The following is a 17,831-nucleotide window of genomic DNA, read 5'->3' as shown; positions in this document are numbered from 1 at the left end:
TAGCTTCCCGAGTTAGTGTTTAAACAACACTGTATTTATTGAGAGTCTGATATTTTTTGTAAACTTTCGCTGCACTGTTGGCAATTATTGATAATTTTATCAAGTGCATCTAACGCTTTTTCTTTTGGCATATCGTTTTCAAGTACCAATTTAATAAGCTCGGCATTCATCGAAATACGATTTAGCGGCCCTCTTGCATCGTGTACTAATTTATTAAGCTGCTCTGTTTTATTGTCTGATGTCATACCCTTCCTCAGATCTATTTATATTCGCCAATACCGCCATACGCATTAAGGCGGTTATAAAGTGTTTTTGTACTAATACCTAACATTTGCGCAGCAAGTGTTTTATTACCTTGCACTTTATCAAGCGTTGCATGAATAAGTTCTTTTTCAACTTCTTCAATTGTTTGCCCTGCCGATACTGGCTTTTCTGCAGTTTGATTATTAACACGCGAAAACGGCGATTCTAAATTATCAGGCAAAATAATATCGCTAGTTTGCGGATCACTCATAATAAATGCACGGTGTATCGCATGGCGAATTTCGCGCACGTTACCCGGCCATTCATAGCTTTGCAACTCTTTAAGCTGTGCTGGCGTCCAACTAAAGGCAGTGCCATTTTCGTCATTAAGTTGATCTAAAAACGCTTTAGCTAATAAAGGAATATCTTCTTTTCTATCGCGAAGTGGCGGTATATCAATAGGAAAAACCGCTAGCCTAAAGTAAATATCTTCACGAATAATATTATTTTGCGCTAAATCGGTAAGCGAGCGGTTAGTGGCTGAAATAACACGGCAATTTGTTGGTATTTCTCTGTTACCACCGACGCGCGTTACTTTTTTAGTTTCAAGCACTCGCAGTAAATTTGGCTGCATATCAATTGGCATTTCGGTTACTTCATCTAAAAATAAAGTACCGTTATTTGATTGCTCAAATACCCCTTCTTTACGAGCTATAGCACCGGTAAAAGCGCCTTTTTCATGGCCAAATAATTCACTACCAATTAACTCTTTTGAAAGCGCACCACAGTTACTCGCCACTAACGGGCCTTCACACTGGCTGGCGTTATGGATAGCTTGAGCTACAACTTCTTTACCTGCACCACTTTCACCCATGAGCATCACGTTAGCATTTGTTTTAGCAACGCGTTCAATCATGTTGTAAAGCTTGTGCATTACCTCTGATTCGCCAATTAAGCCACCAAAGTGACGCGTTATACCACTCGACTTTGCTTTTTTAACTGCTTTTTTAGGGCCATTTAAAACCAGTTCTAAATCTTCGCGTTGTAATGGCTTTAATAAATGCCCAACATTTGGCTCACACATTTCAGCTAAAATACCCTTCACTGAAGGGTGGCCCGAAATAAGTGTAATTTTTGGAGATTGCCCAATCATTTTTAAATGATCGAGTAAATGCAGGCCGCTGCCATCTGGCAACATAAAATCTAACAGCACATGGTCAAAGGTATTATTTTCAAACCATTGATGTGCTTCTTTTAAACTGGTGGCGGTGCTTATATTGTGGCCGAGGAATTCGACTATGTGGCATACAACGTCACTAAACTCGACGTCATCATCTACTAAAAGTATGTTTAACATGATAAATCCCTATGCTTTTTTCTTATTCTACGCATCATAAATACTAATTTAAAGGCGTACTTAAAACCTTATAGCTTAAATAATTAAGTGATTTGATGCTACTTATGTTACCAACTCAATATTTACGTATGCTTAAAAAAATCGATCATAAAAAATAATTTAAATCGTTCCTATTCACACAATGATAGTAACTGATAATATGAACATCCCACAAAGGAGATGAAATGCAGCAATTAAAAACCCTGATTCATTCAGGTATTAATATCGACCAAGGCACTCAATTTACTCGCATAACAGGGCGTGCCATTGTAATTAAAAATAGTAAAATACTTTTAATGTACACAAACCGCTATGAAGATTATAGCTTGCCCGGTGGTGGCGTGGATGAAGGCGAAAGCATTGAGCAAGGCTTAATACGCGAACTAAATGAGGAAACCGGTGCACAGCAAATAAGTGTAGTAAAAGCCTTTGGACTCTACGAAGAGTATCGCCCTTGGTATAAAGACGATTTTGACATTATCCATATAAAATCGTATTGCTACGTATGTAATATTGCCGACGAACTTGGTAAAGCCCAGCTTGAACATTACGAGCAACAAAATGGCATGACTGCTAAATGGGTCAATATTAATGATGCAATTGCACATAACGAGCGCACGCTTGCCAACAGCGAAAAACAAGGGCTTTCTATTTTGCGAGAAACCTACTTACTTAAAAAGATTGCTGAACAGCTTTTTTAACGTCTACTTACCTGTTTAGAAAACGAAATATACCGACCCCTAAGCTAATTTTTTAGGGGTATAAAACCGATATAGCCCTACTAAATTACTGGCCATAAATAGGCTTTCCATTAATACCGCAACCGGCGAGCCTACTAATATATTATGACTTATCCAAAGCGATGTACCCACCACCATAATTAAGCGTAAATACAGATCATTTTTTTGAAATGAGGCAAAAGTCTGAATAAGTGTTGCAGCAAGTGCCAAACCACTTAGCCAGCTATACCAAGTAATATAAACGGCTAAGCAACTAAGTAACATAAACGCCAACATTACCCATGTTTTTCGAGCAAATACACAATATAAATAACGTATTGCAGCAATTAGCATTAAGCTGCCCGCACTAGCATGGCCAAGCATAAAAAAATGAACTGACGTAAGTAAAACAGAACTAAATAAACACATTAAAATAAGCGAACGAGACTTAAACTGAAAAGAAGCTAAATCTAATAAAGTAGCGATGGCTACCAAGCACTGAGCAAATAAAAACATAGTGACTCCTGAAAAAGCAGCAGTCTAACCAGCTTTACTATTTTTACCCTTAACTTAAGTTAAGTCGTTTACGAATTCGTGATAACGAAATAGCCGATATACCAATATACATAGCCACTTCGGTTAAGCTTAGCTGTGCAAGCCAGTGCGGCTTTTTTAGTAATAAATAACGATAACGCTGCTCAGGACTATTAAGTAGTAAAAAAGCCTCCTTTGCCTCTTTAAATATAAGCTGCTGAGCAACAAGCTGGTTTTTAATGTCGACCCATTCACTGTTATCAAATATATGTAATGGGACAATGATAACTGTGGCAGCCTTTATAACCTTTAACTGATAAAAAGCCTCTGTGTTTGTAAGCCAATTAGCAAACAATAGCGCAAATTCATCTTTAAAATAAAACTCCTTACACCTTTGCCCTCCATCAATTGTAGAGTGCAAAGCGCCAAGTACACCGTCAATAATTAAATAACCATAACGCTGCGTTTCGCCTTGTTGTAATAGCACTGTATCTCGGGAAAATTGCTTAACTGAGTATTGCCCCGCCAGCTTTTGTTTTAAAACGTGTGTAAGCTCGGCATAACTATCGCCCAGTTCAAATACATATGTTTGACTCATTTATTTGCCATTTTAATCATTTGCGAATTTTAGCTGCACTCGTATTAGCATATTGAGTAAACAACCTTATATTATCAGCGCTGCACTAAGCTTTATACGTGCGCAGTAACCATCAGTAATCTATAAGTAGTAAGTGAAGATTAGAAGAAACGTATCATTTTAATCCCTATGTAACTTTTTCTGCTAATTGCATTATTTACAGAACATATCAGAAAGCATTTTAAATAAAAATTATACTTTTATAAAAGTTAAAATAAAAACTCAAATATTACATATAGTTATAAATAATTTATTGATAACTACTAATCTGGCTTTTGTTTTGCACCCTTATAGATAATTAATTTGTAAGGAGATAGAAATGAGTAACACAGTTAAAACGATTAATCCGGCAACTGAGCAAACCATTAATACCTACACACTACTTTCTCAAAAGGAAGCTGAGCAGGTAATCGAAAAATCTCACGAAACATATTTAAAATGGCGCTTAACGTCGTTCACTGAACGTGCGAGATATCTTAATAAGTTAGCCTCACTTTTCGAAGAGCAAAAAGAAGCTATTGCAAAACTTATGACCGAAGAAATGGGCAAAGTTTACGAGCAAGGCTTTCAAGAGGTTGAGCTGTGTGCAGCTATTTGTCGTTACACCGCCGAAAACGGCCCACAAGTACTTGCCGACGAAGAACGTGATATGGAAGGTGGCCGCGCTATTATTAGCTACCAACCAACGGGCGTATTATTAGGTATTCAGCCTTGGAACTTCCCGCTTTATCAGGTAATTCGTTACAGTGCAGCCAATATTATGGCGGGTAACACAACCGTACTTAAACACGCGGGTAACGTATTTGGCATGGCTGAAAAAATCGACACCTTATTTAAACAAGCAGGCTTCCCTGAACATTGCTTTAGCAACTTACTTATCGATGGTAAAACAGCAAGTTCATTAATCGCACACAAAGCAATTAGCGGCGTAACCTTTACAGGTAGTGATGCTACAGGTAAAAAAGTAGCTGAAGAAGCTGGCAAGCATGCTAAAAAGACGGTACTTGAGCTTGGTAGTAACGATGCCTACTTAGTACTTGATGACGCAGACTTAGAGTTAGCAGTTAAAACCTGTGTAACAGGCCGTATGATTAACAACGGCGAAACCTGTGTTTCAGCTAAACGTTATGTAGTGGTTGAGTCTCTTTATGATGACTTTAAAGCGCAAATAAAAGAGCAATTTGAAGCCATGAAAATGGGCGACCCAATGGCAGATGATACAGACTTAGGTCCAATGGCACGTGAAGACTTGCGTGACGGCATTCATGACCAAGTTATGCAATCGGTTAAAGCCGGTGCAAACATAGTAACGGGTGGCGAAATTCCATCGCAAACAGGTTACTACTACCCTCCAACGCTATTAGATAACTTATCGCCTGGCATGCCAGCTTACGATGATGAGTTATTTGGCCCAGTAGCTTCGCTAATAAAAGCGAAAGACAACGACGATGCAATGCGCATCGCCAACGACTCTCGCTACGGTTTAGGCGGTGGTATTTTCTCTAAAGATGAGAAAAAAGCTATTGAGCTTGCTAAAAAGCACTTTGACACCGGCATGATCAACATTAACGGTTACGGTTTAGCACAGCCTAACTTACCGTTTGGTGGTGTTAAAGGCAGTGGCTATGGCCGAGAGCACGGCGGCTTTGGTATGCGTGAATTTGTGAATGTTAAAAGCATCATGATCGCCAGCTAATTTAGCTAAAGCAGTTAAGTTGCGTATTGAATAAATATTTTTAATACACCTTTTAAAATCAAAAAATTATTAAGCCTAAAAGTGGGTAACCGCTTTTAGGCTTTTTTATGACTTTTAGAAAGTAATTTTCAGGAGAGAGTACTTAGTTTTTAGTAAGAGATAGTACCGAGTTTTGGATATATTCGTAGGTGCGATTTTATATCGTGCTTTTAATATAAATATGAGGAGTTAAAAACTAAAAAACAGCCTTTAATGTGAAATAAATACCGTGGTCTAGTTTTATATTTAATCGTAAACTCTCATACCCAACAAGTGCTCAGTCGTTTTCTAATATCCTTGCTAAATAATTTACTACGGCCTGAACAACTAGCTAATCAATTAGCATCCTTCGCTTATCGCTTTACTCATAGCGAGTCCTAGTATTAACTCTTGCTCATGGTTATTTAATTTCTAATGATTGCTACTTGGAGTTTTCACCAGATAATTTAATGACGAATGGAAAATGATCAGTGCTATATTTAGCTAGGCACTCAAAGCGTTTTTTTCAAAGCCCTACTATTAGAAATAGTTATCGAACGCTCGGTGTATAAATATCTGAAATTATATTTTTAGTTTTAATAAATTTGATGTCTTTTTTCACGTTTCGTACTTTGCTGGAGCATCCATAAAGTGAAAACTGCCCCAGAGTAATAGTAAAAAAAACATGGGCAAAGAAGCCAATATAAGGTCATATTCTTTAAAATTATCGCTAAACCAATCGCATCCAAAAAATACAAAGGGATATATTAAAACGCCCCATAAAAAGAATTTATTCATGATTCTATTAAACAAAGGAATATCAATATGAGGCTTACTTCCTAAACCCATAAGGCTAGGGATAATCGCAAATGGGTATACAACCAAAGGTATAGCGCCTAAAACCAGCAAAGTAAGCCTGAAATACTCAAACATATAATTAAAAACCTAAAGTTTTAAAAAGTTAACGCTTATTGTAAATAACTTAAAATACAAACAAGGAGAGTTAACTGCCAGTCTTTATTTCGAGAGTTTTAGCATTGTCTACTTCTAATAAAGCAAATATGTATTTTAAAAATAAAGTCTAAACCAAAGAGCACAGTAATAATTCAGCACTCCGCAATTCAACACAAGTCGGCCTCAACTATTAGTAATTTAGTACTTTATATAAATACCGCTACATCTGATGTTTACTCGTCAAATTTTGGCACTTTTCGCTTATCTGCCTTGCTCATAGCTAGCTCTTGGATTTCTTCATGCTTTAGATCTTCGGGTTTATCTTCTAGTGACTCCTGATTGGCATTCTCATAAGAAAGCTCAGTAAGTAGTGCAAAGTGATCAGAGCCATATTTAGCAAGACGCTTAATACGCTTTACTTTAAAGCCTTCGCTGTGAAATAAGTGATCAAGCGGCCAGCGCATAAAGAAGTAACTTGCATGAAATGTGTTATAAAAACCACGGCCTTTTCGAGGGTCTAAAAAGCCACTTATTTGCATAAACAAACGCGTGCTGCGCGACCATGCTACGTCGTTTAAATCACCGGCAACTATGGTAGGGCGAGTTGGGTTTTTAAGTGCTTTAGCCACCATTATTAGCTCTGAGTCGCGTGGGCGCGATGAGTCTTCCTCCGTTGGGCTTGGCGGTGCGGGGTGAATAAAATGCCCTTGCATTTTAAGGCCCTCGTCGTTTTCAAACAGTATATGAATAGAAGGAATATCGTCCTCTATTAACTCACATATTTGGGCATCGAGTATTTTAAATTTACTGTATAAGTGCATGCCGTAGCGGTTGTCTTTAGGGCATTCTATAAAATACGGATAGTGTTTTTTAATAACTGATAATTTATTTTCCCACCAGCTGTCGCTTTCAAGCGTGATAAGTAAGTCGGGTTGGTGCTCGTTAACCAAGCTAATTAACTGCTCACTTTTATGATTCGACATAAGTACATTTGCCGACATAATTCGTATGCTATGATCAATATGCTTAGGTGCACTTTGCACCTCTTTTTTAGCAAGCCACGTATACGGGTAAATCCACTTACCTTGTAAAATCATTATAAGTAATGAGGTTAAGGCTATAAACACGTAACCTATTGCGCTACTTTGCCATAATAAAAACAGCGAAGTAACAGCTACAAAACTGGCAATATAAAATACCTGTAAGCGCACAAAGTCGCAGCTACGCACTAAGTAATGCTGGCTGTACGACATAGGTAATAGGGTAACCAGTAAAAAAAAGCCAATAATTATAGCCAGCGCAATGAGCATTTTAATATCCTTATAAAGTTAATTTAGCGACTTAAAATTGAAAGTATTTCTCGGGTGTCGTGCACCATGTGAATAACTGTACGGTCTATCTCAATGCTTACTGTACCATTATCTCTAGAGCGTTCAATAACTCTACCTCGTTTATATAAATCGCGCTCTAAAAAGTCGCCTCGGTGGTAGCTTTTACTTAGCCCTGGTGGCGTCCAACCTGCGCGAATTAACTGCTTTGCCTCTTTTTTAGAAAGGTAGTCATTGTCGTTATGTTTATGCGAATGATGCTTTTTATGGCCGTGTTTATGACCATGTTTATCTTTATGCGGTTTTGCGTCTGCGCTTATTGAACATAAACCCAATGCTATTAGTGCTGTGTATATTACTGCTCTCATAAATAATCTCTAGCGTAGTTAATAGCTAAAGATTAACAAACATGGATGAACATCGTATGAAACACCCACCCCTCGTTTAACGTTGTTTATATTGAGTTTTACAATGGCTGCGCATAATAGCGGGATCGCGTAATTTTAAGTGTTTTGTTTTACGCCCTGCATGGCGTTTACGCCACACTTTAAAACTGCCTTTTGAAATATGTTCGCGCATAAATACCACCAGCTGCGGGTATTTTAATCCGTATAGCTGCTCTATTGCCTCATAAGGGGTTCTATCTTCCCACGCCATTTCAATAATGCGTGACTGTTGCTCTGGGTTAAACATGATGTTTCTCACAAAATTTAACTTATACGCTAGGTAAAAATACTTAGATCAATGCAATTAAGCTCAGTAACTGTATAATTGGCGTTCAATTTATGTACTTTAAAAGATATCGAATTTATATTTATGCGCGCAATATTCCTGTTTTTAGCTTTAACTTTACCTTCGTTATTACTTGCAGCGCCAAGTAAAACCCTGCGCTGCGTAACAACCCACTACCCGCCTTTTACTATTTACGATGAAAAAGCCGATACATTTACAGGTTTAGATATTGATTACATTAAGTTTATTGAAAAAAACTTAAACCTCAAGATTGACGTTGTTCATTTACCTTGGGCGCGTGTTAAAAAAGAGATGAAGCTGGGCTATTACGACTGCTATTTCTCATTGGCTAACTATAAAGAGCGTACAGAATATTTAGATTTTACTAGCGAGCCTTTGCATACGACTAAGTATGGTTTATTTACTTTAAATGAAGATAATTTGCTTACTGATGATTTATCAAAAGCCGCTATAGCTATGCTACGCGGTGTTATTCTTCCCGAAATTATCGCTAAAAAGTACAGCCTTGATGAGAATAATCTGCTTCGTTCACTTTCAACTAAAGACACTTTTGAGCTACTTGAAAAAAAACGCGTTGAATATGCAATAACTAACTATCAAGCGGGTTTGTGGTACTCAAAAGAATATAAAAACATTTATGCTCGGCAATTAAATGAGTTTACATTTCCTACTTATATTGCTTTTAAGCGTGGCGTAATTGATACAAAATTAGTTGATGAACAAATAAAGCGTTTTAAAGCACAAGCTCAATAATTAACTCTGCACATATTAAGAGATAACCAATGTTTACAAAACTACCAAAGTGGGTTGAATATGGCGCGTTTACACTGGCATTTATAGCGGGCATAGTTAACGCTGTTGGCTTATTAGGATTTGAACATCAGGCTATTTCGCACTTATCAGGCTCTGTCACTTTGTTGGGTATTAAACTAATGAGCAGTACTTCAGCCGCTTTACTGTTATTGAGCATACTAATAAGCTTTATGCTGGGCTCTGCGCTTTCTGGTTTTTTACTTGCAGGGCGTTCATTAAAACTTGGCCGGCATTACGACACGCTCTTATTTATTGAAGGCGCTTTACTGTTAGCAAGTGCCTACCTACTTAATCAATCTTATGTTTATGGCATTACGCTCGCATCTGCTGCTTGTGGATTACAAAACGCGTTAGCGACTAATTACAGTGGCGCAGTAGTTCGTACCACACACTTAACGGGTATTTTTACTGACCTTGGTTTAATGATAGGAAAAGCACTTAAAGGTGAGCAATTTGATACGCGTAAAGGCGTTATGTTTTTACTTATTATTGCGGGCTTTTTATTAGGTGGTGTAATCGGCTTTATTTTATTTGAACACTACCAAGTGCTTACTTTGGTGTTTCCTGCTGTGGCTTGTTTTGTTTTATCAATTACGTATCGGGTTTATAGGTTACGTACGCTTTAACGCAACGAGTTTAAAAGCACATTAAAACCTCATATTATAGAGGTAATGCAATATAGATTACTTTCAAGGAATGTATGAAACCTTATTTTTTGCCGCTGCTATTACCCTTTAGCCACACTGCGTTTGCCGATAATCAAAACAACGATGCAATAGAAACCATAACAACTACGACATCACGTATTGAAGCGCTATCTACCCCACTTCCTTTATCAATAAGCACACTAACGCAAGCGCAGCTAAATAGTATAGCGCCTACCCATATTGAAGAAGCTCTACAACGTGTAGCAGGTGCTAATATTCAACGCGGAAATGGCCAGGAGTATTTACCCGCGCTTCGCTCACAAGTGCTTTCGGGCGCAGGCGCTTGTGGTGGCATATTGACTCTAGAAGATGGCATACCACTGAGAGCCGCTGGGTTTTGTAATATAAACGAGCTATTTGAGGCGCACAGCGAAATGGCGCAGCGCATTGAAGTGCTAAAAGGCCCTGGCTCTGCACTTTATGGCTCAAACGCTGTGCACGGTGTTATTAATGTAATAACGCCCGACACCACACAAGGCGGCGGCTTAGTTGGCATTGATTACGGTTCATACGGTTATGCTCGTTATAAATTACGCGCAGGGCAAGATTACGGCAACAGTGGTATAGGCATTAACGCAAGCATTACCGACGACAGCGGTTACCGTGATGATGAAAGCGTAGAGCAACAAAAAGTAAATATTCGCCACCGCTATTCAAATGATAATTTACTACTAACTTCAGGGCTTACTTACACAAACCTCGATCAGCAAACAGCTGGATTTATTACAGGCTTTGAAAGTTATAAAAACGAAGACCTCGCGCAAAAAAACTTTGACCCAGACGCATTTAGAAAAGCACGCGCATTTAGAGCATGGAGCAATGCAACATGGCAATTAAATAACGATGATGTGCTCTCTACTACGTTATATTTTCGCGACCAAAGCATGGACTTTTTTAAGCACTTTTTACCCGGCACACCGCTTGAAAAAAACAGTCAAACCGGCTTTGGTGTGCAATCGCTTTATCAACATAATTTACAACGTAATGTAAAAGTAAACCTAGGGCTTGATGGCGAATACACGCAAGCCGACTTTACTCAAAGCCAAAATGAGCCCACTCAAGGTTCTGCATTTTTAGTTGCTACAGTGCCACAAGGTAAGCATTACGATTACGATGTAAACGCCACGCTTTATGCCCCTTTTGCATCTATTGATTGGCAATTAAATAAGTGGTTACTTACCGCAGGTGTGCGCTACGAGCATATGCAGTACGACTACACCAATAATATGCTAGCAGGCAGAACAAAAGACGATGGAACAGAATGCGGCTTTGGTGGCTGCCGATACAGCCGCCCTGAAAGTGGAAAAAATAGTTTTAGTAATCTATCGCCAAAGCTTGGGGTTAGTTATCAGTACAATACAAATAACACGCTTTATGCAAACTTTTCTCGCGGTTACAGAGCGCCACAAGCGGCTGAGCTCTACCAATTACAACGCGAGCAAACCACTGCAAATTTAAGCGCCGAAATAGCCAATAACGCAGAGCTGGGTATTAAAAGGATTTACGAAAAACTACGTTATGGCGTGTCGGTTTACGCTATGAGTAAACACAATACGATTTACCGCGATAGTGACTTTTTTACGGTAAATAATGGCAGCTCTCGCCATCGTGGTATTGAGCTTGAACTTGACTACCAGCTAACGCAGTCGCTTGCGCTTAACTTTGCAGGCACTCACGCAAAGCATACTTATACTAACAACCAAATACTTAACGGTTTAAATATAAACGGCAACGACATAGATACCGCGCCGCGTAATATTGCTAATCTCGATTTAACATGGCAGGCATTAAACAACGCGCAATTTGCTTTGCAGTGGCATCGCGTTGGTAACTACTACACCGACCCAGAAAACTTAAATAAATACCAAGGGCATGATGTTTTAAGCCTGCGCGCTCAGTGGCAAGTTACTAATAACCTTGAAGTGCTTGCCCGCATTATTAATTTAACTAATAAGGCTTATGCAGAGCGCGCCGATTACACCAGTTTTACCGGCGACAGATACTTCCCGGGTAGACCTCGTAACGCGATGCTTTCGGCAACTTATACGTGGTAATGCTTATTTAAGAGCTAAACTGATTTAAAGGCTAAGCTAATTTAATTGATTTAAGTCGCTCATGTATTTCATGGGCGACTTTTTCATCACTTTTTTAAACATAGTAATAAATGCACTCACCGACTCATACCCTAGTAACTCCGACACCTGCTGCACACTTTGCTTATCAGAAAGCGCTTTTAGGGCTGTAATTATATGTAATTGCGTACGCCACTTTCCAAATGTCATACCGGTTTCTTTTTTAATTAACCGCGCTAATGTGCGCTCAGTTAATGCAAACTGCTTAGCCCATTGTGGTAGTGTTTTTCGATTGTTTGGCTTGTTTATAAGCTGATCGCTCATAGTTTGAATTACCTCATTTTTAGATAATACAAAATCCAGTGGCTGTACGGGCATTTCAATAAGTTGATCAAATAACACCTGCGCTAAACGCGCTGTTTTACTATTTAAAGTATAGTGCTGATTATGCGCAGACAACTCGCACATTAGCTCTTTAACTAACGGCGTAATAGCTAACGTACAGGTATTTAGCGGCATACCGTTTTTACTACTATCAATAAATAAATGACAAAGCTTTGCGTTATCAGACGCCCTATTACTGTGAATCTTTTTTGCAGGGATCCAAATTGCACTGTGCGTAGGCACCATCCACATTTTTGCCGACACTTCACATGTTACATAACCATGCAGCGCTAAAATTAACTGCCCTTTAGGATGGGTATGTAGTGGTATTTCGTGACTTGCATGCGCGTGCTCTATTTTGGCTATTATGGGCTGCGCCATAGTTTCAAAATTTTTAATGTCGTCCCAGCCAATTGCATCAAACATAGTTTTGTCTGTTTTTAGTTATTTAATGTCATTATCTCTAAATTATAGTTTTTGCTAAGCCTTTATACTAGCGCCCATTAAGTATTAGCTTTAATGGTCTTCCCTTTTGTTAAATAACACACCTAAATCACGCTTTGCTGGCATATTACTTGTGCTTGGCATATTACTTATTGCCGCAAATTTACGCGCCACATTTACAGGTATTGCACCTGTGCTTGAACAAATTATTAATCACTTTGGGCTTAGCGCATCGCAAGCTGGGTTTTTAACAACATTGCCACTCATTGCCTTTGCGGTTGTATCGCCAATGGCCGCAACTCTTGCTAAAAAGCAGGGGCTAGAGCGCACCTTGTTTGTGGCTTTGTTATTTATACTTGCGGGGGTTGCAGCGCGGGTAATAAATACCTCAGCCATGCTTTTTGTAGGCACCGCTATTATTGGTGTAGGTATTGCCATCGCAAACGTATTATTACCAAGTTTAATTAAGCGCGACTTTCCTGCAAAGGTTGCGTTAATGACCTCAGCCTACGTGCTTACTATGGGCGTGGTATCGGGTGGGTTTTCCACTTTGGTATTTCCGCTTAGTCAGTTAAACGGATTAGGATGGCAACTTGCGCTGGGCTCATCAGCTCTTATTACTCTGGCGAGTATTATTGTATGGATCTCGCAATTAAGTAAGCACACAAAACCCGCGAGTATTGCTCAACACACTGACACGTCAAAAAGTGTATGGCGCTATTTACTAGCATGGCAAATTACCTTGTTACTGGGTTTAAACTCTTTTTTAAATTATATAATTATTACGTGGTTGCCCAGCATATTAACCGAAGCAGGCCAAAGTGCTACGCAAGCGGGTGCTTATCATGGAGCTTTTCAAATTGCGACTGCATTACCGGGTTTAATATTAATCCCCCTATTGGCAAAATTAAAAGATCAAAGCGCGCTTAGCTTTATTTTAGCTATGCTCAGTGCATTTAGTGCATTGGGGCTGCTTTACATGCCTAACTATGCCTTTGTGTGGACCTTAATGCTGGGTTTTTGCTCTGGAGCATGTTTTATATTGGGGTTGTCGTTTATTAGTTTACGAACCGATGATTCGCAACAAGCAGCATCGCTTTCAGGTATGTCGCAAAGCGTAGGTTATTTACTCGCGGCTATTGGTCCTATGCTAGCTGGTGCATTACACACGACTACAGGAAGTTGGGCTGCGCCATTATGGCTGTGCGCTATTGCCGGAGTACTGTGTGCATTATGTGGTTTAGGCAGTGGTAAAAACACTACTTTAGCTAAATCAGTTAACTAGTTGCTGTAACCACGAAAATAAACCAGACGAAGTTTTGTTGCTCGTGTGTTTTTGCTCATAGCGTTTATTAGTCGCTTCGCGCTGTTCACGGCGCTCTTGTGCTAAATTAGCCTTTGCAGCAAAACGCAAGCGCTGCTCTTGAGTAAGCTCATCATTAAAACTAATGGCTGTTTTTTTAACTGCTCGGCTGCTTTTAGGTGAACTACACATGTTATTCTCCAAATGACTGACTTATAAGTAGACAGTCATTTGGTAAAATAAATTTCAAACCGCTTACTAAAAAAGTGATTTTTGATCAGTATTACTAATAACTCCAACTAACTAGTTTTGTGGGGTTGTATCAAACGCAGGTACTTCGTGTAAGCCGCTCAACCAGCTCAATGTTGATTTAGCCCAAATTTGTGCTGTTGGCGTAAACTGTTCACGCTGATCAACCGCACCAATACGCAAGCCATATACACGGTCAGTTTTAGCTTCGTTAGTTGCATAAAGTGTTGTACCACATGTACCACAAAAACCTTGCGCACGCTTGTTACCACTTTGCGCTGTTTTAACAAACTCTTTTGGCTCACCTTGGGTAAATACTACCGAATTTGGCTCTGCAATTATAACGGCTCTAAATGGGCCGCTCGACATACGTTGGCAATCGCTACAATGGCAAACAAGTGCATTATTATTTTGAGACTTTGCTTGGTATTTAATTTCACCACAGTAACAGCTTCCAGTAATTTCCATTATTTAAATCCTTAATGCTTATGAAGATTGAATCGAGATATAAGACCGGCAGTATCGATTCATTATTTTTAAAATATAAAAAATTGCTCGCCGGTTCATTTGTATATTCGGTTAGATTTTTAATTTTTGAGAGTGATTTTCAACGTTGAGCAAGTGCTACAAACATGATCCGATGTTTTAAATAAAACAGCAATACCACGTTAAGCTAATAGCGTAACGTGGTGCGTCTAAATTATTTTTTATATGTGTTTAGATCATAAAATAAGAATAGCAATGTAGAACCTCCCCTTATGTTGGGGGTAATTATTTAAATGCGTTAGCATTTTTTATGCTGTCAAAATCGTTAAAGCGCACGTTGTGTTGCGCCATTACTTTAAGTATTTTTTCACTTAGCATTTGACGTAAATAAAACGGCTGATTTGGCACAAAATGATGGATGGTATGCGTTTTACCAAAGTTAAAACAAAACAAGTGAAACGGCATAAATAAACGGCTCGTTAGTACATGAGTTTGCTCAAGCATGTTATTAACGCCGCCATAGTAATGCATGCTTGAGGTAACAAAATTAAGCGAGCTTGAGCGAATAATATTAGGAACAATGAGCACAACCATTAAAAATTCGAACACATTCATTGTACTTAACAACCAGCTAGGCGAATTTAGCGAAAGTGGTATAAATAAATCAACAATATGAAATACAATAACGCTGTATAAAACAGCAAAATACGCAGTCGCTATCGGAAATCCCGCATTAAAAACACTCGAAAAACTAAAGCCATTAATTTCTTTTCTAAAACGTTTAGTAGAAATAACTAACCCTAATAACCCATCCATAATAACTAACGCACGTAAGAATGGGTTTTTAATACCGTTGCCCACCAAGCGCTCTTCTAAGTCTTGTTGTGTGCCTGAGGTTCTGTGATGGTGTAAATGCATTTTACGTCGGTACCACGGGCTAATAGTATTTGGCCGCATTAACCATACTGTTAGCATCATAAAATTATGCATAAATGGCTGGTTACTAAAGTATTGTTTATGTATAAGGTCGTGTTCTAACTCATGGGAAATAGATGCAGCAATAGCCGCAAGTACTATGCATACCCAAGCAGGTATGATGGCTAAATAATATAAAACACCAACACCAATTAGTGCGCTAAGCGATAGCAATAAAATAATTAACCCTAAGGTATTTTGATGTGCAAGTAACGGGTGCTTTTGACGAAGTGATGCTTCCTCTGCCTTAATTGCTTTAACAATCGATTGAATGTTCTGTTTGGCACTTAATTGAGTCATATATAATGTCTTAAAAACCTTGTTGTACAAATAATACCTGAATTAAGCGCAAAATCGGCATAAAGCAGGAATAATTTTTGTAATACGATTAACTATTATCAATAGTTCAATTGCTTATTTATTCAATCGCATAACAATTTAATAGCACTCATAACCCAAAATATTCGCTTTATATATCAGTCCAAAAAGACTTAAAAAATTTACCGATGGAGTCTCCTTGCTATAAACGATTAATTATCAACCAGTTGTTTATACAAATAAAAGAAAAGGCTTGCCGCCCCCTCTTTTGTTTGTATAATGCGGATACAGAATAAGAGGTATATAAGTATCCTTTTTATTTTAAGTGGTTTTTCTTTATCTTTTTATGCTTAAAAGATTAAAGAAAAATTATGCCAGCGTGATGAAATTGGTAGACATGGGGGATTCAAAATCCCCTTCCGAAAGGAGTGCCGGTTCGAGTCCGGCCGCTGGTACCACTTTTTGAACCTCAGCTAATTATTGGCTGAGGTTTTTTTATGCCTAAAATTTAACTAGTAATTAATACTAATTCGCTTTACTAAGTGAGCTACGTTTAGGCAGAAAACGGTTTCGATAACAAGATAAAACCTAGATGAGTTGAAGCAAAAGCTACAAGCCTTTCATTAAAGCCGTCAACGTAATTAGGAAGGTACATAAATCTAATTAGCATGCTAGTTATGCGTCTTGCTCTTGATTTGTTATATTCCCAATACGATTATTTAACTCTTCGTCACTAACATCTTCTTTGTGTGTACCAATGATCCATATATGACCAAATGGGTCTTGTAGTGTGCCGGTCCTATCACCATAAAACTGATCATGTACGGGTCTTATTAGTGTTGCACCAAGCTCAATTGCTTTTTTAAATACGGTATCAATATCTTCAACATAAAGCATAAGGCTTAGCGCTGTACCACCGAGTTCTTTTGGGCTTTTTAAATGCTCTTCAGAACCATTATCTGAAAGCATAATATGCGAATCACCAATTATTATTTCTGCATGGGCTATTCCACCATCAGGTAAAGGCATTTGCATTACGTGTTCAGCACTAAATGCATCACAATAAAAATCTATCGCTTTTTGTGCGTCATTCATAATTAAATATGGTGTAACTGAATGAAACCCTTTTGGTATTGCTGGGACTGCCATAATATTCTCCTTTACTTACGCGGTGATTTTTAATATTTAATAAACTAAATATGCGTTTAATTGCCCCTAAATTTAAGCTTAGCTCATACAAAAAATTGCGTTACTTTTCGAGGTTTAAACGCTTATGCCAAGCAGCAATACTTTCATCAGGGTATTCTTCAAATTGCTTGTCACCTTCATTAATGGGCGCATTTACCCAATTTGCTTTACTACCAAGCATTAAATGAGTGCGCTCTGGCGGTATGGGTAACTCACTATCTATTGCACCAGCAAAGGGGTGAACTTGCTCAGGCCAACGTGCATCGTATAACCACAAGTTAGCACTACAATGCTTACAAAAATGACGCTCTGCAGGGCTGATTTTATCGCCTATTTTTGCATGATAAATAGTTATGTGTTCACGCCCTGTAACCTCAAGCGTGCTGTATTGTGCGTTCAAATTAATAACAAACCCGCCGCTCCCTGCGGTTTTACGACATACAGAGCAATAGCATAAATTATAAGGATAAGGGTGTTTTGAGTTGACCGTAAATACCACTTTGCCACAGTGACAAGCGCCATTAAGCTTCATAATATATCCAATTTTATTGTTGGCTTGAACTAATACCTTAACTAGGTGAGCTTAAAAAAAACCACAACAATTACATGCTGTG

The 17,831-nt window shown here is 38.5% G+C and carries 20 protein-coding genes and 1 tRNA gene; 7 read left to right on the top strand and 14 right to left on the bottom strand.

What is annotated here, in order from left to right:
• Positions 1–35: 35 nt before the first annotated feature.
• Both I6F50_RS05030 and I6F50_RS05025 read right to left on the bottom strand, forming a co-directional pair.
• On the bottom strand, positions 36–245 hold the full coding sequence (locus I6F50_RS05030) for a histidine kinase dimerization/phospho-acceptor domain-containing protein (RefSeq protein ID WP_166420498.1): 210 nt from the start codon (positions 243–245) through the stop codon (positions 36–38).
• Positions 246–259: 14 nt separating this feature from the next.
• Positions 260–1,600: a sigma-54 dependent transcriptional regulator gene (locus I6F50_RS05025; RefSeq protein WP_165727625.1), complete on the bottom strand. Its 1,341-nt coding sequence runs from the start codon at positions 1,598–1,600 to the stop codon at positions 260–262.
• A 224-nt stretch (positions 1,601–1,824) separates the two neighbouring features.
• Between I6F50_RS05025 and I6F50_RS05020 the strand changes: the two genes are divergently transcribed.
• Positions 1,825–2,340: an NUDIX hydrolase gene (locus I6F50_RS05020; protein ID WP_165727626.1), complete on the top strand. Its 516-nt coding sequence runs from the start codon at positions 1,825–1,827 to the stop codon at positions 2,338–2,340.
• A 39-nt stretch (positions 2,341–2,379) separates the two neighbouring features.
• Here the strand turns inward: I6F50_RS05020 and I6F50_RS05015 are convergent, their stop codons facing one another.
• Both I6F50_RS05015 and I6F50_RS05010 read right to left on the bottom strand, forming a co-directional pair.
• Positions 2,380–2,874 (bottom strand): YgjV family protein, encoded by a 495-nt coding sequence (locus I6F50_RS05015; RefSeq protein ID WP_165727627.1) that lies wholly within the window; start codon positions 2,872–2,874, stop codon positions 2,380–2,382.
• A gap of 49 nt (positions 2,875–2,923) precedes the next feature.
• Positions 2,924–3,490 (bottom strand): Crp/Fnr family transcriptional regulator, encoded by a 567-nt coding sequence (locus tag I6F50_RS05010; RefSeq protein ID WP_197118648.1) that lies wholly within the window; start codon positions 3,488–3,490, stop codon positions 2,924–2,926.
• A 358-nt stretch (positions 3,491–3,848) separates the two neighbouring features.
• Here I6F50_RS05010 and I6F50_RS05005 point away from each other — a divergent pair, with 358 nt between their 5' ends.
• On the top strand, positions 3,849–5,225 hold the full coding sequence (locus tag I6F50_RS05005; protein ID WP_165742193.1) for an NAD-dependent succinate-semialdehyde dehydrogenase: 1,377 nt from the start codon (positions 3,849–3,851) through the stop codon (positions 5,223–5,225).
• A 636-nt stretch (positions 5,226–5,861) separates the two neighbouring features.
• Here I6F50_RS05005 and I6F50_RS05000 read toward each other — a convergent pair.
• From I6F50_RS05000 to I6F50_RS04985, 4 genes are all read right to left on the bottom strand, one after another.
• On the bottom strand, positions 5,862–6,176 hold the full coding sequence (locus tag I6F50_RS05000; RefSeq protein ID WP_197118647.1) for a hypothetical protein: 315 nt from the start codon (positions 6,174–6,176) through the stop codon (positions 5,862–5,864).
• 254 nt (positions 6,177–6,430) lie between these two features.
• Positions 6,431–7,507 carry an endonuclease/exonuclease/phosphatase family protein gene (locus tag I6F50_RS04995; RefSeq protein WP_165740946.1) on the bottom strand — a complete coding sequence of 359 codons (1,077 nt, stop codon included), beginning with the start codon at positions 7,505–7,507 and terminating at the stop codon, positions 6,431–6,433.
• A gap of 23 nt (positions 7,508–7,530) precedes the next feature.
• Entirely contained in the window at positions 7,531–7,893 is a 363-nt protein-coding gene (locus I6F50_RS04990) for a hypothetical protein (RefSeq protein ID WP_165727633.1), read from the bottom strand.
• Positions 7,894–7,969: 76 nt separating this feature from the next.
• The gene (locus tag I6F50_RS04985) at positions 7,970–8,218 is read right to left on the bottom strand and encodes a TIGR03643 family protein (RefSeq protein ID WP_166378022.1); all 249 of its coding nucleotides are present in this window, start codon (positions 8,216–8,218) and stop codon (positions 7,970–7,972) included.
• 123 nt (positions 8,219–8,341) lie between these two features.
• Between I6F50_RS04985 and I6F50_RS04980 the strand changes: the two genes are divergently transcribed.
• The 3 genes from I6F50_RS04980 (at position 8,342) to I6F50_RS04970 (ending at position 11,852) form a co-directional block, all read left to right on the top strand.
• Positions 8,342–9,031 carry an ABC transporter substrate-binding protein gene (locus tag I6F50_RS04980; RefSeq protein WP_197175434.1) on the top strand — a complete coding sequence of 230 codons (690 nt, stop codon included), beginning with the start codon at positions 8,342–8,344 and terminating at the stop codon, positions 9,029–9,031.
• Between the two features lie 29 nt (positions 9,032–9,060).
• Positions 9,061–9,717, top strand: coding sequence for a YoaK family protein (locus I6F50_RS04975; protein ID WP_165740949.1), 657 nt, complete (start codon positions 9,061–9,063; stop codon positions 9,715–9,717).
• A gap of 74 nt (positions 9,718–9,791) precedes the next feature.
• Positions 9,792–11,852, top strand: coding sequence for a TonB-dependent receptor (locus I6F50_RS04970; RefSeq protein ID WP_197175432.1), 2,061 nt, complete (start codon positions 9,792–9,794; stop codon positions 11,850–11,852).
• 36 nt (positions 11,853–11,888) lie between these two features.
• On the opposite strand, the gene I6F50_RS04965 is transcribed toward I6F50_RS04970, so the two are convergent.
• Positions 11,889–12,680, bottom strand: a complete 792-nt coding sequence (locus I6F50_RS04965) for a helix-turn-helix domain-containing protein (RefSeq protein WP_197175430.1) — start codon at positions 12,678–12,680, stop codon at positions 11,889–11,891.
• A gap of 106 nt (positions 12,681–12,786) precedes the next feature.
• Here I6F50_RS04965 and I6F50_RS04960 point away from each other — a divergent pair, with 106 nt between their 5' ends.
• Positions 12,787–13,983 (top strand): MFS transporter, encoded by a 1,197-nt coding sequence (locus I6F50_RS04960; protein ID WP_165740952.1) that lies wholly within the window; start codon positions 12,787–12,789, stop codon positions 13,981–13,983.
• On the opposite strand, the gene I6F50_RS04955 is transcribed toward I6F50_RS04960, so the two are convergent.
• The 3 genes from I6F50_RS04955 to I6F50_RS04945 form a co-directional block, all read right to left on the bottom strand.
• On the bottom strand, positions 13,972–14,193 hold the full coding sequence (locus I6F50_RS04955; RefSeq protein ID WP_165740953.1) for a hypothetical protein: 222 nt from the start codon (positions 14,191–14,193) through the stop codon (positions 13,972–13,974). The genes I6F50_RS04960 and I6F50_RS04955 overlap by 12 nt on opposite strands.
• 111 nt (positions 14,194–14,304) lie before the next feature.
• On the bottom strand, positions 14,305–14,718 hold the full coding sequence (locus tag I6F50_RS04950; RefSeq protein WP_007581502.1) for a GFA family protein: 414 nt from the start codon (positions 14,716–14,718) through the stop codon (positions 14,305–14,307).
• A 303-nt stretch (positions 14,719–15,021) separates the two neighbouring features.
• Positions 15,022–16,011: a fatty acid desaturase gene (locus I6F50_RS04945; RefSeq protein WP_165740955.1), complete on the bottom strand. Its 990-nt coding sequence runs from the start codon at positions 16,009–16,011 to the stop codon at positions 15,022–15,024.
• Positions 16,012–16,402: 391 nt separating this feature from the next.
• Here I6F50_RS04945 and I6F50_RS04940 point away from each other — a divergent pair.
• Positions 16,403–16,487 (top strand) — tRNA-Leu (locus tag I6F50_RS04940).
• 217 nt (positions 16,488–16,704) lie between these two features.
• On the opposite strand, the gene I6F50_RS04935 is transcribed toward I6F50_RS04940, so the two are convergent.
• Entirely contained in the window at positions 16,705–17,178 is a 474-nt protein-coding gene (locus I6F50_RS04935; protein WP_231612975.1) for a VOC family protein, read from the bottom strand.
• Positions 17,179–17,278: 100 nt separating this feature from the next.
• Entirely contained in the window at positions 17,279–17,749 is a 471-nt protein-coding gene (locus I6F50_RS04930; RefSeq protein WP_165741088.1) for a GFA family protein, read from the bottom strand.
• Positions 17,750–17,831 lie beyond the last annotated feature (82 nt).

It is taken from the genome of Pseudoalteromonas sp. NZS127_1 (assembly GCF_015864295.1).
GTDB lineage: Bacteria > Pseudomonadota > Gammaproteobacteria > Enterobacterales > Alteromonadaceae > Pseudoalteromonas > Pseudoalteromonas arctica.
The sequence above is the reverse complement of the archived record's forward strand: the minus strand, read 5'-3'. Positions and strand labels throughout refer to the sequence as shown.

Bases quoted from the DNA above. Each gene is read 5' to 3' on its own strand.
- I6F50_RS05030 (WP_166420498.1), bottom strand. From the start codon at position 245: ATGACATCAGACAATAAAACAGAGCAGCTTAATAAATTAGTACACGAT.
- I6F50_RS05025 (WP_165727625.1), bottom strand. From the start codon at position 1,600: ATGTTAAACATACTTTTAGTAGATGATGACGTCGAGTTTAGTGACGTT.
- I6F50_RS05020 (WP_165727626.1), top strand. From the start codon at position 1,825: ATGCAGCAATTAAAAACCCTGATTCATTCAGGTATTAATATCGACCAA.
- I6F50_RS05015 (WP_165727627.1), bottom strand. From the start codon at position 2,874: ATGTTTTTATTTGCTCAGTGCTTGGTAGCCATCGCTACTTTATTAGAT.
- I6F50_RS05010 (WP_197118648.1), bottom strand. From the start codon at position 3,490: ATGAGTCAAACATATGTATTTGAACTGGGCGATAGTTATGCCGAGCTT.
- I6F50_RS05005 (WP_165742193.1), top strand. From the start codon at position 3,849: ATGAGTAACACAGTTAAAACGATTAATCCGGCAACTGAGCAAACCATT.
- I6F50_RS05000 (WP_197118647.1), bottom strand. From the start codon at position 6,176: ATGTTTGAGTATTTCAGGCTTACTTTGCTGGTTTTAGGCGCTATACCT.
- I6F50_RS04995 (WP_165740946.1), bottom strand. From the start codon at position 7,507: ATGCTCATTGCGCTGGCTATAATTATTGGCTTTTTTTTACTGGTTACC.
- I6F50_RS04990 (WP_165727633.1), bottom strand. From the start codon at position 7,893: ATGAGAGCAGTAATATACACAGCACTAATAGCATTGGGTTTATGTTCA.
- I6F50_RS04985 (WP_166378022.1), bottom strand. From the start codon at position 8,218: ATGTTTAACCCAGAGCAACAGTCACGCATTATTGAAATGGCGTGGGAA.
- I6F50_RS04980 (WP_197175434.1), top strand. From the start codon at position 8,342: ATGCGCGCAATATTCCTGTTTTTAGCTTTAACTTTACCTTCGTTATTA.
- I6F50_RS04975 (WP_165740949.1), top strand. From the start codon at position 9,061: ATGTTTACAAAACTACCAAAGTGGGTTGAATATGGCGCGTTTACACTG.
- I6F50_RS04970 (WP_197175432.1), top strand. From the start codon at position 9,792: ATGAAACCTTATTTTTTGCCGCTGCTATTACCCTTTAGCCACACTGCG.
- I6F50_RS04965 (WP_197175430.1), bottom strand. From the start codon at position 12,680: ATGTTTGATGCAATTGGCTGGGACGACATTAAAAATTTTGAAACTATG.
- I6F50_RS04955 (WP_165740953.1), bottom strand. From the start codon at position 14,193: ATGTGTAGTTCACCTAAAAGCAGCCGAGCAGTTAAAAAAACAGCCATT.
- I6F50_RS04950 (WP_007581502.1), bottom strand. From the start codon at position 14,718: ATGGAAATTACTGGAAGCTGTTACTGTGGTGAAATTAAATACCAAGCA.
- I6F50_RS04945 (WP_165740955.1), bottom strand. From the start codon at position 16,011: ATGACTCAATTAAGTGCCAAACAGAACATTCAATCGATTGTTAAAGCA.
- I6F50_RS04935 (WP_231612975.1), bottom strand. From the start codon at position 17,178: ATGGCAGTCCCAGCAATACCAAAAGGGTTTCATTCAGTTACACCATAT.
- I6F50_RS04930 (WP_165741088.1), bottom strand. From the start codon at position 17,749: ATGAAGCTTAATGGCGCTTGTCACTGTGGCAAAGTGGTATTTACGGTC.